The organism is Lactobacillus sp. HBUAS51381, from assembly GCF_012641095.1.
In the GTDB taxonomy this organism is placed as follows: Bacteria; Bacillota; Bacilli; order Lactobacillales; family Lactobacillaceae; genus Levilactobacillus.
The window spans coordinates 35,029-48,325 of sequence record NZ_JAAVSC010000001.1; the positions used below are offsets into that span (position 1 = coordinate 35,029).

The 13,297-nt window shown below is 51.0% G+C and carries 13 protein-coding genes; 9 read left to right on the top strand and 4 right to left on the bottom strand.

Going from position 1 to position 13,297, the window contains the following annotated elements:
• The first annotated feature begins 77 nt into the window (after positions 1–77).
• From HEQ50_RS00165 to HEQ50_RS00195, 7 genes are all read left to right on the top strand, one after another.
• Positions 78–548: a MarR family winged helix-turn-helix transcriptional regulator gene (locus tag HEQ50_RS00165; protein ID WP_168898441.1), complete on the top strand. Its 471-nt coding sequence runs from the start codon at positions 78–80 to the stop codon at positions 546–548.
• Positions 549–872: 324 nt separating this feature from the next.
• Positions 873–1,628 carry a nicotinamide riboside transporter PnuC gene (gene pnuC / locus HEQ50_RS00170; protein WP_168898442.1) on the top strand — a complete coding sequence of 252 codons (756 nt, stop codon included), beginning with the start codon at positions 873–875 and terminating at the stop codon, positions 1,626–1,628.
• Positions 1,629–1,988: 360 nt separating this feature from the next.
• Positions 1,989–2,909 carry a magnesium transporter CorA family protein gene (locus HEQ50_RS00175; RefSeq protein ID WP_168898443.1) on the top strand — a complete coding sequence of 307 codons (921 nt, stop codon included), beginning with the start codon at positions 1,989–1,991 and terminating at the stop codon, positions 2,907–2,909.
• 331 nt (positions 2,910–3,240) lie between these two features.
• Complete coding sequence (gene spxB / locus HEQ50_RS00180) at positions 3,241–5,001, top strand: pyruvate oxidase (RefSeq protein WP_168898444.1); 1,761 nt, start codon at positions 3,241–3,243, stop codon at positions 4,999–5,001.
• Positions 5,002–5,131: 130 nt separating this feature from the next.
• A complete protein-coding gene (locus HEQ50_RS00185) occupies positions 5,132–5,572 on the top strand; it encodes a MarR family winged helix-turn-helix transcriptional regulator (protein WP_168898445.1) in 441 nt (146 codons plus the stop codon).
• A complete protein-coding gene (locus HEQ50_RS00190; protein ID WP_168898446.1) occupies positions 5,573–6,958 on the top strand; it encodes a DHA2 family efflux MFS transporter permease subunit in 1,386 nt (461 codons plus the stop codon).
• Between the two features lie 165 nt (positions 6,959–7,123).
• Entirely contained in the window at positions 7,124–7,489 is a 366-nt protein-coding gene (locus HEQ50_RS00195) for a hypothetical protein (RefSeq protein WP_232842633.1), read from the top strand.
• A 389-nt stretch (positions 7,490–7,878) separates the two neighbouring features.
• Here the strand turns inward: HEQ50_RS00195 and HEQ50_RS00200 are convergent, their stop codons facing one another.
• The 3 genes from HEQ50_RS00200 to HEQ50_RS00210 form a co-directional block, all read right to left on the bottom strand.
• Positions 7,879–8,130, bottom strand: a complete 252-nt coding sequence (locus tag HEQ50_RS00200; protein WP_168898447.1) for a hypothetical protein — start codon at positions 8,128–8,130, stop codon at positions 7,879–7,881.
• A gap of 92 nt (positions 8,131–8,222) precedes the next feature.
• On the bottom strand, positions 8,223–9,584 hold the full coding sequence (locus HEQ50_RS00205; RefSeq protein WP_168898448.1) for a cell wall metabolism sensor histidine kinase WalK: 1,362 nt from the start codon (positions 9,582–9,584) through the stop codon (positions 8,223–8,225).
• Entirely contained in the window at positions 9,574–10,275 is a 702-nt protein-coding gene (locus HEQ50_RS00210) for a response regulator transcription factor (protein ID WP_168898449.1), read from the bottom strand. The genes HEQ50_RS00205 and HEQ50_RS00210 overlap by 11 nt, the downstream gene beginning before the upstream one ends.
• Positions 10,276–10,453: 178 nt before the next feature.
• Here HEQ50_RS00210 and HEQ50_RS00215 point away from each other — a divergent pair, with 178 nt between their 5' ends.
• Positions 10,454–10,747 carry a hypothetical protein gene (locus HEQ50_RS00215; protein ID WP_168898450.1) on the top strand — a complete coding sequence of 98 codons (294 nt, stop codon included), beginning with the start codon at positions 10,454–10,456 and terminating at the stop codon, positions 10,745–10,747.
• A gap of 322 nt (positions 10,748–11,069) precedes the next feature.
• Here HEQ50_RS00215 and HEQ50_RS00220 read toward each other — a convergent pair whose 3' ends face one another.
• Positions 11,070–11,711, bottom strand: a complete 642-nt coding sequence (locus HEQ50_RS00220) for an SDR family oxidoreductase (RefSeq protein WP_168898451.1) — start codon at positions 11,709–11,711, stop codon at positions 11,070–11,072.
• A 370-nt stretch (positions 11,712–12,081) separates the two neighbouring features.
• On the opposite strand from HEQ50_RS00220, the gene HEQ50_RS00225 reads away from it, so the two are divergent.
• Positions 12,082–13,284: an NAD(P)/FAD-dependent oxidoreductase gene (locus HEQ50_RS00225; RefSeq protein ID WP_168898452.1), complete on the top strand. Its 1,203-nt coding sequence runs from the start codon at positions 12,082–12,084 to the stop codon at positions 13,282–13,284.
• Positions 13,285–13,297 lie beyond the last annotated feature (13 nt).

Here is a 13,297-nt window from a genome sequence, read left to right on the forward strand (position 1 = left end):
TCAACCATTTTGCATATTGCTAATCATGTTAATTATGTTAGTGGTTAGTCAGTAAAGATAAGGATATGATGAATACTATGGCAAAGAGTAAGGTCGTACATGCGGAAAGTTTTTTCGAATCTTACATGGAATTGAAGCGAGAATTAGAGAAATCAGCAACGCGGTTCCAGCGAGCCATGGGGATTTCGGTGGATCAATATGCGATTCTGCACCATATTTTAGAGAATCCCGGTAAGCTAACGTCAGCGACGGTTGCGGATAGTCGCGGGATTTCACGGGCAGCCGTTTCTCGCGGGATTTCGCAGTTGATTCGTCGAGGCTACGTCCTCCAGAGCTACCAAACTTCCGATCGGCGCGTCCGACCACTGTCGTTAACCACCAGTGGCGAGGACTTAGAACGGGCCTGCCATGATCTGCTGATTAAGTCAGCGAAGATCATGAGTGACGCGACCATCACCGATGAGGGGAGTCAGTTAACCGTGGGGGAACTGACCCAGATGCTAGCGACCGCGACGGCACAGCTAACACCCGATACCTCAGAGTCGTAAACCGCTTTAAATAATGTTTAATCGGATCAGTCGTTCACGACTGGTCTTTTTTATTTGATCAAATTCCCCCAAATGGCAACAAGTGTGCAACTTGGAACTGTTACAGTTTTTGTTTCACAAAAGTCTTGGCGGGCGTGTAACCGGTTTCGATAGCTGAAACAAGCATGAAACAAATTTGAAAATGAACCGTTCAGTCATAAATTGGCGTGCTATAATCGAATCTGTTGCTTAAAACGAGCACCACAATATATTGTGCTAACTAGCCACCTCACCGGTGAGAAGAATACTATATGTGGTTAACAAAACATGAGGGAGTAGATTAGCATGAAGCATTATGTTCAATTTTTATCACACCAACTCAAGGGATGGCCGCAACAGAACTATGACCTGTTCTTTTTTAGTCTCGGCTGCCAAGTGATGACCTTAGTTGGGCAGAACATCACGTTACTCACCGTGTTGACGTTCATCGGAACCACACTGGGCGTCCTGTGTGTGCTGGCGATTAACGCCGCCAAGTCGGTCAATGGCTGGCTGGGGGTATTGTCAGCCATCTGTTTTATTGCCACGGGGTTCGCGGCGAAAAACTACCTGAGCATCTTTGAACAAATCGCCTACGTGGTTACGCTGGATATTCCGGTCCTACTGAGTGCCAGCTGGAACGTCAATATGGCTTCTAAGATTCGCAAGTTTACCGGAAAGAGTTGGGCCATTGCGCTGGGGGCCACAGTAGCCGTGTATCTCGTCTCCGGTTGGGGAATTGGAACCTTTACGGATGATCCGCGGCCGTGGGTCGATGCGATTAGCTTTGCCATTAGTTTGACGGCCGGCATTATCTGCTTCTTGCGGTTTAACAACCAATATGTTTGGTGGATGGCGTCTGGATTGGCACAAATGGTGTTGTGGTTCATTTCGTTCCGGCAGGGCTCTGCTACGCTGGCCATGTTTATCAACAGTTCGGTCTACCTCATCAACGACGTCCTCGCCTTTACAATTTCCCCGTGGTACAACCAAAAAGAACGCGCACGGGTGATCAAGCAAGAAACGGCCTACGCCGCCAGCTTGGCTGAAAGAACCAACTAGTTAAGCGACCTAAGCAGGATAGAAAACAGCCATAATCTCTGATGTGACAACGATAGCAATCATTATAATATGATAGTCGCGTACTGACCGCCTTACCGTTCGTCAAATTTGGTCTGGGTCGCGGTGGGCAGGGAGCGGGAAAAGCCCAAATGCTGTCTTTTCGCGCGTATTAAGCCGTCATCCCGCTGTCGTCCTGTCATCAACATAGCCGAAACGTGCGCCAACCGCCTGTGGGTACACTCTTGTCAACGGTGAGCCTCATTTTACACCGAAAAACACAACGTTCCGTGATTTTTACAGCGCAATGGTAGGGGGACGTGGTAAACTAAGGGCATCGTTTTTAGCGAGGGAGTAGAGACCATGATAATAGAAAGAAAGATTGGCGCCAGGGATCAGGACTTGAAGTGGGTCATGGCCATGGTTGAGAGCGAGAGTGATCGCGATGATTTGCAAGTTAAGTATGGTCTTACCGACGAAATCTTAACGTATATTACCGATGAAAATGAACGGTCCCACTATGACCGGGATGACCTTTTAAATTCCCAATTGTTCGTCCTCCATGTGCCCGTCGTTGTGGATCAGGTGTCACAGCGCTACATTACCCGACCGGTCACGTTTCTGTTGAAGGGAAATGCGGTTTTCTCCATTACCACGAAGACCACCCACTGGGTCAACACGTTGCTGAGTGAGCGGCTAAAACTTAATCAGATTTACGATACCAACGAATTGTTACTGGTCGGGATGTTTATTCTTTTTGACCAATTCATTGGGCCCATTCGAAAGATTAATGCGGAACAGAATCGACTGGATAAACAGCTCAATAAATCCCCGGACAATAAGGATTTAATTGCGCTCTCTAACCTGCAGCAAAGCCTCGCTTATTTCGTCAGTGCGACGCGGAACAACGCCATGATGGCGGTCAATCTGAGTAATACGCCGTTTGGTCGTCAATTGTCGGATACCAATCAAGAACGCTTGGACGATGCCGTCATCGAAGCACGGCAAACCTCCGAAATGACGGCGATTGAGGCCGATGTTGTCGATCGAATTTCGAGTACGTTTAACAACGTCTTGAATAATAACCTGAACGACACGATGAAGTTCTTAACGATTTGGTCATTGGTTCTGACGATTCCAACCATTGTAACCGGATTTTACGGCATGAACGTGAAACTGCCGTTGGCCAACTACGGGGGCATCTCCTGGTTGATTACGGTGGCGATCACCCTGGGTGTGATGGTCTGGATCGCTTTGATGCTGAAACATCGGCATTTTTGGTAGGCTTTACGCAGTACACGTCTTTTGATAGCGTGTAAATTAAAGGGTGTGCGGGGGATTCTCTTTTGGGAGAATCCTCCTTTTTTGTTACCGGTGGGGGCTTGTTAGTTGCTGGTGTATCTCATGAAAATTTAACTTTTTGGTAGCGCTTCAACCGCGATTCGGTGGCGTAGCAGGCCAGTTTGGGAGGTTACCGTACCAAGTGCGTTATTTCACTAACAAAAAGTAAGCTAAATTACTGGTATTCGCTTTCAAAACGGACTATGATGTTACCAATCAATGATTTTGGGGTGCCATTATTGGACGACACCTACAACTAAGGAGCGCGATTTGAATGACAAAAATGATTGCGGGTCAAGCATTAGTTAAGGTTTTGGAAGCCTGGGGAGTTGACCATCTCTATGGTATTCCGGGTGGTTCCATCAACCATACCGTTGAGGGGCTCTACCTCGAAAAGGATAAGATCCAATACATTCAGGTTCGCCATGAAGAAGTCGGCGCTCTAGCCGCTGCGGCCGACGCGAAATACACCGGTAAGGTCGGCGTGGCCTTTGGTTCCGCTGGCCCCGGTGCCACGCACTTATTTAACGGCCTCTACGATGCGAAGATGGACCACGTGCCCATGTTGGCCTTAGTCGGGCAGGTGCCGACAGCCACGATGAACACCAATTACTTCCAGGAAATGGATGAAACGCCAATGTTCGCCGATGTGGCGGTCTACAACCGCACGGCAACAACGGCGGAACAACTGCCCTACGTGGTCAACCAGGCCATTCGGGAAGCATACCGGCAAAAGGGCCCGGCCGTGGTGATTATTCCGGAAGACCTGTCTGCGACCGAAATCGATTATGAACCGGTTAAGACGCCGAACACGGTTTCTGAGACCTTCACCCAGACGATTGATCCTAAGGCGATTACGGCCACACTGGAGCTGTTAAAAGCGGCTAAGCATCCGTTGATCTATGCGGGCCGCGGCCTGTTGGGGGCACGGGATGAATTGGTTAAGTTCAGTGAACAATTCAATATTCCAGTGCTCAACACCGTGCCAGCCACGGGGGTCATTCCAACCGACCATCCCAACGCCATTGGAACGTTCGGTCGACTGGGGTCCAAGTCCGGATTTGAAGCCTTACAACACACCGATTTGATCCTGTTCCTGGGTTCCGAGTTCCCATTCGCCCAGTTCTGGCCAAAGAATATCAAGATTATTCAAGTGAACAATAATGTTTTTGATATTGGGAAGATGGTGCCAATTGACTACGCCGTCATCAGTGACGCCAAGAGCTACCTGCAAGCCATGATTGATACGGGCGAAACGTTACCTGAAACGGAATGGCTGAAGGCCAACCGACTGAACAAACAAAACTGGAATAAGTGGTTGGATCAATTAGCCGCTGATGATAGCCAGGGCTTAGCCCCAGAAGCCGTCACCAAGAAGGTTGCGTCGATGGTGGGTCCTAAGGATACCTATGGCGTGGATACCGGGAACGTTTCCGAATGGTCCGTTCGGGGCCTGCCGATGGATAAGCAACAACGCTTCGTCTTATCCGGCCTATTTGCCACAATGGGTTACGGCTTACCAGCCGGTATGGCCGGTGCCCTGAGTGTTCCGGACGGTCAGGCTTGGTCGTTCTCCGGTGATGGGGGTTTCGCCATGGTGGCGCCCGACATCATCACGGAAGCTCGCTATGAATTGCCAGTCATCAACGTGGTCTTTAGTAACCGGCGTTTCGGATTCATTTACCGGGAACAAGTGGACACGAAACAACACCTGTACGGGGTTGATTTGACCGATGCCGACTGGGCGAAGGTCGCCGAAGGCCTCGGTGGAATTGGTTTCACGGTGACCAACAATGCCGAAGTGGAACAGGTCTTTGACCAGATCAAGGACCTGCAGGCCAAGGGGAATAAGAAACCTATCGTGGTCAACGCCGTGATTAAGAATGATGACCCAATTGGGACGGCCTTTATGCCACTGGATGCCAAGCTGTATGGTGAAGACACCGTCGCTGCTTACGCGAAGGAAAATCACATTGACCGTCAACAACAACCCGCGTTAGGGGAATTGCTACGGGCTAAGGGCGACAACCTTTAAGATGAATGAACTGTAATCCGTTCCGCGACTCGGAACGGATTTTTTTGTGGCAAAAGATCAAATTTACCCTTGAAGTTTGCGGAAATCCGGCTTAAAATTGTTAGCTGACTAACAAAAGGAGATGTAGCCTTTGCCTGAAAGACGATTAGGTGCCTGGTTACGTGATGCCGAGCACCAAATGAATTTTGAAATGAATGAATTTGCCCGGCCTTATGGGCTCACGGGGATGCAGATGTCCGTGATTGACTTTTTGAGCCGGCGGGGAGCGGCCGATAGTTTTCAAGTGGACGTGGAACGTGAATTTCACGTCCAGCGTTCCACGGCGTCCGTTCTAATCAAACGCATGGTGGAACGTGATTTGGTGACACGAGTCGTGGCAGCTGATGATAGTCGTAAGCGACAATTACGGTTAACGGTTCAGGGGCAGCGGTTAGTGCCAATAATTACGCGACATTTGGAACAGCAGGATGCCAAGATGGTTGCCAGATTAACGGCGACGGAGGCCCAAGCCTTTCGTCGGGCCCTGCGCAACGTGACGCGATGGGGAAAAACCAATAAGGAGGATGCTTAAATGGCAACAGAAAAAATTGAACCACGGGTGGTGGGGGCCGTATTGGCCACAGGACTGATGTCGTTGAGCGGGGTCATCATTGAAACGGCCATGAACATCACCTTCCCTACCTTGATGAAGCAGTTTGGGGTGACGACCGGAACGGTTCAGTGGATGACGACTCTGTATCTCCTGATCGTGGCCTGTATCGTCCCGATTTCATCTTATTTGAAACGGCGATTTAAAATGAAACAACTCTTTGTGACGGCCAATCTGCTCTTTATTGCCGGTCTGCTTATTGACGCATTGGCGCCAGCATTCGCTTGGCTATTAATCGGTCGTGCCGTTCAGGCGGTCGGAACGGGGATTGCGCTACCATTGATGTTCAATATTATTCTGGAACAGGTGCCGTTGAGCCGCATTGGGATGATGACGGGGGTCGGTACGCTGATTACGGCGGTGGGTCCCGCGATTGGACCGACCTATGGTGGGATTCTAGTCACCAGCCTGAATTGGCGGTATATCTTCTGGATTCTCCTGCCATTCCTGATAATCTCGTTCTTCGTCGGCCTCAAGACCATTCAGCAGGTGTCTCCCATCGTCCATGAGCGCTTCGATCTGCTGAGCATGCTCACGGTGGTGGCGACCTTTGCGGGCCTCATCTACGGTTTCAGTGCGATGGGCAGTCAGCCAATCTTGAGCTGGTCAGTGCTGGGGGCCTGGTTGGTGGGAATCATCGGGTTAGTGGCGTTTGTGTTCCGGTCCAACCGGGTGAAACAGCCGTTGATTAAATTAGCGACGGTGAAAAACGCGGCGTTTGCTTGGCATTTGGCGGCGTTCTTCCTGTTGCAAACGACGGCCCTGGGGCTGTCGTTTATCCTGCCCAACTATCTCCAATTAGTCGACCAAAAAACCGCTTTCATTGCGGGCTTAGTCGTTCTACCGGGAGCCGTGATTGGCGCGGCCTTTTCACCGATTGGTGGACAGATTCTCGATCGGTTTGGTGCCAAACGCCCCATTTTATTAGGATTGAGCATCGTCACCTTGAGTCTGTTAACGATGACGGTATTTGCCCGACAACTGTCCGTATTGGCCGTATTGGGTCTCTATATTGCCTACATGATTGGGATTGGCATGGCATTTGGCAACATCATGACGGCGGGGCTCAAGCAATTGACTGCCGACCTTAAAGCCGATGGCAATGCACTGATGAACGCCCTGCAGCAGTTCGCCGGTGCCATGGGAACGGCCGTGGTCTCCATGATTATCTCCACCAGTCAGGCAACTGGAACGGGCAGTACCCTGGTGAAGACGGCCATAGGCTCCCAATGGGCCTTACTCGTGCTGGTGATTACTGGGAGTCTGGCACTGTTTAGTATGTTGATGGCTTTTAAGAAATCGCGTTAGTATTGCTATTGGCTTTACCATAGCGACCGTGAGTTAACCTTCTTTTATTAACCCCATGCTACACTTCAGTCAATGAAGGTGTATTTGTTGACTGAAAGAGAGGCGACCGGAATGCGGTATGACTGGCGATATGGTTTTCATTCATTTTGGTTTTTGATGACGTTAATGCTGTTAATGAGTCCCGTGATTTTTATCGACCGACCGGCTGTAAAACACGTGGCATTAGGAACGATGGCGGCAATCTTAATTGTCGATTACTTATTTACGCGACAGTATCCTTATTTTAATCGGTTTGGTCGGCAGGGATTCAGTGGGTTACTCAGCATTGGGTTCTTTGTCGTCATGGTGGCAGTGGCCCCTTACTTTGGCTACTGGTCACCGACCGCTTGGGGCTTTGTGAGCTTTTGTGTGGCAAGCTTTGGCGGTTCGCTGGACGGGCGTATCGTCCATCCGACCGACATTTTGGTAAATCAAACGCGGGCACAGTTACGGAAAAAAGCCGAAATTCTCCGCAAACCAATGCCCCGGTAATGACTGGCCACGACAGCACGTATGGGGGAGCGCCAATTCCCCAAGTCGTGACGGCAGGTTACCTGTGGCTACAAACGACTGGGATCAACGCGACCCTGGTTTGCCACTTATTTCTGCGTAGCGCTTCAGCTTAAATTTGGCGACTGGTCAGACGGTAGCGTCGCGCATGATTGAAGATGATTATGATGATCGTCATTATAGACCGATCAGAATTTTACATGGTTGTTCACCAAGTCCCGTTTAATCGTGAGCCATAAAAATCCTACATCCAAGCCAGTGCTTGAGATGTAGGATCTTTTTCGGCCAATTTTTAGAAGTCACGGGTGTTACCCTCTCGCGGGAGCGTTTAAACACCTGGCTAGCGGTCGTTTCTTTAATTGTTTCAGGACTTAGTAGGCCGCCGAGTACGTCCAATCGTAGGCCAGCAATTGGTGGAATTTTTCACCAATCGGTACCCAGAGCTTGGCTTTGGCGATGTTGGCAATGGATTCCCAGAATAAGTGGTCATGGCGTTCCTGGTCGCTTAAGTTAATGTTGACGTAACGCCCAGCTTCCGTTTTCGCAATCACGTAGGGGTAGAACACCTTCGTAATCTGGGCGGGGGTCACCGTTTTAATCTTAGGATTGTCATCAATCAGCATAATCGTCCGCTTCCTTTCAATTTATGAACCCAGTATACCCGGAAAAGGTAGCGACTGTCCTTGATTTTGGTTAAGGATTGTCTGAGAATTTCTTAGTTTTCCTTAGCGGCCTTCAGCGTTACGGTAAAACGGGCGCCATGTGGGTCGTTATCAGTGATGGCGATGTGCCCTTCATTGAGTTGGACCAATTGAGAAACGATGGCGAGGCCCAAGCCGCTCCCCTCAATCTTGTTGGAGCGGGAGGCATCCACCCGATAGAAGCGTTCAAAGATATGCTCGCGGTCAGCCACGGGAATTCCAGTGCCATGGTCGGCTACGGTGAGGGAGACGGTGTCGGCAGCCGCGGTCACCTGAACGTCAATTGGCTGATCGGTCGGCGAATACTTGTGAGCGTTGTCCAATAAGGCGGTCAGAATCTGATGGAGCATGTCGGTATCGCCCAGCGCCATCACCGGTTTATCGGGGCCAGTGAAGGTCAATTTTTGTGAAATGAGCGGTTGGTAGTGCGCCACGACGCCCTGTGTCAGCGTCGCAACGTCCACCGGTTCGAGCTGGACTTCGGCGCGATCCGCCCGGGATAAATGCAGCAGGTTTTCGATCAAATGCTGCATGCGCAACGATTCCTGGTCGATGAAGCCGAGCGACTCGGGGATGACCTCGGGGTGTTGCTCGCCGCGCCGCTCGATGAGCTTGAGATTGCCGCGGATGGTCGCAATCGGTGTACGCAGTTCGTGAGAGGCGTCGGAGATAAACTGGCGCTCGCGCTGAAGACGACCATTTTGGGCGGCCAAGAGTTGGTTGAAGTCCTTGGCCAGTTGGGCAACTTCAACGGGCTCAGTTGGTTGTGGGAGTTCCGTTTGGGTAATTTCCGGATTGGCCGCGGCCTGTTGCGCGGCGGTGGCGAGCTGAATGGTCGGCGAGCTGATGCGCTGGGCCAAGCGACGAACGAACCAAAGACCGATCAACAGACTAATCCCAATTGCAATAATTAAGACGGCTATCAACACGTGCAGGTTACCGATGAGCACGTGCATGCCGATGTAAAGGTGGTACGTTCGCCCGCCAGTCTTTAACGTCTCGGCAAAGTACAGGCCCCAGCCTTTAAAGTAGGTCAGGTGGGTGAAGGGCACGGACCACGTGTTGGCGGCTGCGACTGTGGCCCCGTGTGGGAGCAACGACGTGGTTGACCCGTCGGCATTGCGGATGAAGACAAACGTATTGTGGGAGTTCAGCCCACTCGATCGGTTGATGGCCAGCCAGTCTTGGAAGTTCGTCACCTGTGAGGTTTCTAGGCTGGCACTGAGTTGTTCGGCTTGGTTCTGAGCCCGGATCAGCTGATCCACGACCAGCGTGATACTGACGGTGAGGACGATAACGACGCCGATCGTCAGTAAGAGGCTCGTGAAGGAGCGGCGAATAATATCCGCATAGGTGCGGGGTGGTTTAGTGCTCATCGTGCTCATCCTCTTTGAGACTGTAGCCTACGCCCCGAATGGTATGGAAAAGATGCGGGGCATCGGCAACGTCAATTTTATTGCGGAGATACCCGATATAAACGTCAACCACGTTCTGTTGGCCTAAAAAGTCAACGCCCCAGACGTTGTCGAGCAGTTCATCACGGGTAAAGACTTGGCCGGGATGTTGCATGAGAAATAACAGCAGATCGTATTCGCGTTGGGTCAACTGAATCGTTTGCCCGGCCCGGTCGACTTGGCGGGTCTTGGTTACCAGGGTGAGATCTTGGAGATGGTAGGTCTGATCGAGCCCGCTCTGGTGGGCGGTGCGCCGTTGAATGACCCGGATTCTGGCCAGCAGTTCTTCAATCTCAAATGGCTTGGTAATGTAGTCATCGGCCCCGGTATCCAGGCCGGTCACCTTGTCGCCCAGATAGTCGCGGGCGGTCATCATGATCACGGGGAGGTCATCGTGCTTTCGGATGCGCCGGAGAACCTGCATGCCATCCATCTTAGGTAGCATCCAGTCCAACAAGATTAAGAGCAGATCGTCTTTTCTCTCCTGATAGGTCTCCCAGGCAATCTCACCATCGGCGGCCGTTAAAACGTCAAAATCTTCAAAAGTTAGTTCCTTGGCAACGTAACTGGCGAGGCCTTCTTCGTCCTCAACCAACAAAATTGTATTTTTCATATATGGAGATACTCCTTGGTGTGACGTGGTTATAGGCATAATACCACACGAATCCTTTGCTAAAATAAGAAATTCATATTTTAACCTTAATCAAGCTTAAAGATTAAGGCTCCGGTTGGATGGTATAACTAAGACATCGAAAGCGAACAGCCAAACAACTAACTGAGGAGTGGTTAAAATGACTAAAATGAAAACGATGATGACAAAAGTAATGCTCGGTGCAATGACGGTAACAACTCTCTTGGCAACTTCCGCGGGGGCTTCGGCGGCCACGGTGACGACGACTACAGCCGCGGCACCAGTCGTGCGGACAACGGTGCAGATCAACTCACGGCCGGCCGCTGAGCTTCAGGTGACAAAGATTCACTTGAAGCCGGTCACGACCAAGAAGATTTCCAGCCAGGTGCAAACGGCGGTGGATGCCAGCGCCCTCAACCTTGACCAGAAGCACAGCGATAGCCAATTAAGGTAAGACAACCCTGATATGATGGCTTAAATCCTCCAAACACATTTAAAGTCGGTCATGTCCGGTGAGACTAGCAGATATAGAAGTTAGAGAGCAGTTGCGCGTGGGCGTGGCTGTTTTTTAGTCGGTGACGAGTTTAGACGAAAAAGAGTCTGGGACAAAACGCCCAGACTCTTTGTGTCTCCGAACTAAAATTGCCGAAACGTGGGCCAAAAGGCAGCTGGTTCCGCTTAAAACAGATAACCAAACAATCCAAACCCAGGATTATTCGGTTATCTGCCTTAATGCTCACCAGCTAACCGCCTTTTGTCCCACTCTCGAGTAATTCCTATTTCAGTGCGTCGACAATTGGCGTGTCGCCGGTAACCAATTCAAATATGCGGTGTGGTAGGGGATGTTGAACCACGGCGACGACCGCTGCGGCGACATCCTCACGACTAATGGAGGTCGTATCGCTGTTGGCCGTATCCAACGTAATCTTGCCGGTAGGCGCGTCATTAGTCAAAGCGCCCGGCCGAACGATGGTGTAATCCAGGTTGGTTCGGTGTTGGAGCCATTGGTCGGCGTAGTATTTAGCGACGTAATAAGGCCGAATGCCAGATTTATTCCAGAAGGCCCGGTCGTCGGTGCCCATGGCGCTGACGATGATGAAGCGCTTGATGCCAGCCTTTTCGGTCGCAATCATCGATTTGATGGCGCCATCGAGGTCAATGTTTAGGGTCATGTCGTCGCCGGTACTACCACCGGACCCCGCGGAGAAGACCACGGTGTCCACACCGGCCATGGCCGGCACCATCGCGTCAGCGGTTCCCATGAGGTCAACGATCCGCGGTTGGCCGCCGAGAGCGGTGATCGTATCCGACTGCGTTGCGGAACGAATCCCCGCGTAGACTTTTTCACCCGTCGCCGCGAGTTGTTGGACAATGTGTTGGCCAACGTGACCGTGAGCGCCAATAATTAATGTTGTCATGAAAAAACCTCCTAAATTATCGTTTAATTAACTAACTTCCACCTTAAAGGTTTTACCTAAAAATTTCAGCTCAGACGACTCGCTAATTGACGACACCGATTTTTAATCGCCGGATTGGTGCGGGCGCTGAACCGTGAATTCCCGTCAGGTTGGGCCGCCCGTTTTATGAAAAAATTTGTGAACCGTTATCAATGGCTTTTCGCTTGATAACTCGTATAATAGAAGTAAATCATCCCTAATGATTAGCGGGTCCACCGGTCCCTTCGGGGGGAGTGAATGGCTGGACTAAAATGTAACCGTTTTAACTAACCGACGTGTTAACCGGCTGATCGGGTATTAGGGAACTACAGTAGAAAAGGGGTCGTTTACAATGGCAACGATTTTAGTTCTTGGCGGTGGCTATGCCGGCATGCGGGCAATTAAGTTCTTACAGCGGGAAGTTCCGAGTGAGGACAAGATTATTTTGGTAGATAAGACGGGCACCCACGCGGAGAAGACCAATCTGCATGAGGTGGCCGCGGGGACGATTGCGCCCGAACGAATTACCTACGAGATTAATGATGTGATTGGCAATCGCGTCACCTTTATTCAAGACGCCGTCACCAATGTGGATGTTGACCAGAAGAAAGTGACATTGAAAAATCACGAGCCCGTGACCTACGACTATTTAGTACTCGCGCTGGGCTTCCAGTCTGAGACGTTTGGACTGAAGGGTGCCGAGGAAAATGCGTTGCCAATGGATGATCTTGAAACGTCCGAAGCCGTTTACCGGCACATCGAAGAACGGGTAAAGGCCTATGCCCAGTCGCAAGACCCGAATGACTTAGTGGTTGCCGTCTGTGGGGCCGGGTTTACCGGTATTGAGCTCTTAGGGGAACTGACGCAGTCCCTTCCGAAGCTGCAGACGCGGTACAATACGCCAGCCATCAAGTTGGTTTGCCTGGAACGCTCACCCGCGATCTTGCCGATGTTTGACAAGTCATTGGCGGAATACGCGATGCGTTTCATGGCCAAACACGATGTTGAAATGAAGTTGGGGTCAAATATCGAAGAGATTAAGCCGGGGGCCGTCGTTTACACGGATAGTGAAGGCGAACAGCATGAACAAGCGGCAAATACAATTGTTTGGACCGTGGGGGTCAGCGGATCACACGTGATTGCGGACTCTGGATTCGAACAACGGCGTAACCGGATTGTGGTCAAAGATGATTTGTCACTGGATGGTCACCCCGAGGTTTACGTGGTTGGTGACGTGGCGGCAGTCATGGACCCTGACAGTGACCGGCCTTACCCAACGACGGCGCAAATTGCCCTGGCTGCGGGGGCCCAAGCCGCCAAAAACATTGGCTTACAGTTACGCGGTCATGAGACACGACCATTTGTCTACAAGTCAGTGGGGACGGTGGCCTCATTGAGCGATCGGGATGGTATCGGTGAAATCTTCAGCAATAAGCGCAAGGTGAAGGGGTATCCGGCCTCGGCCTTGAAGAAGGTTATTACCGACCGGTCCATTTTAGAAAGTGCCCACCTGAGTACCGTATTCAGTAAGGGCCGGTTCGACCTATACCACTAAAATTCGGACAACT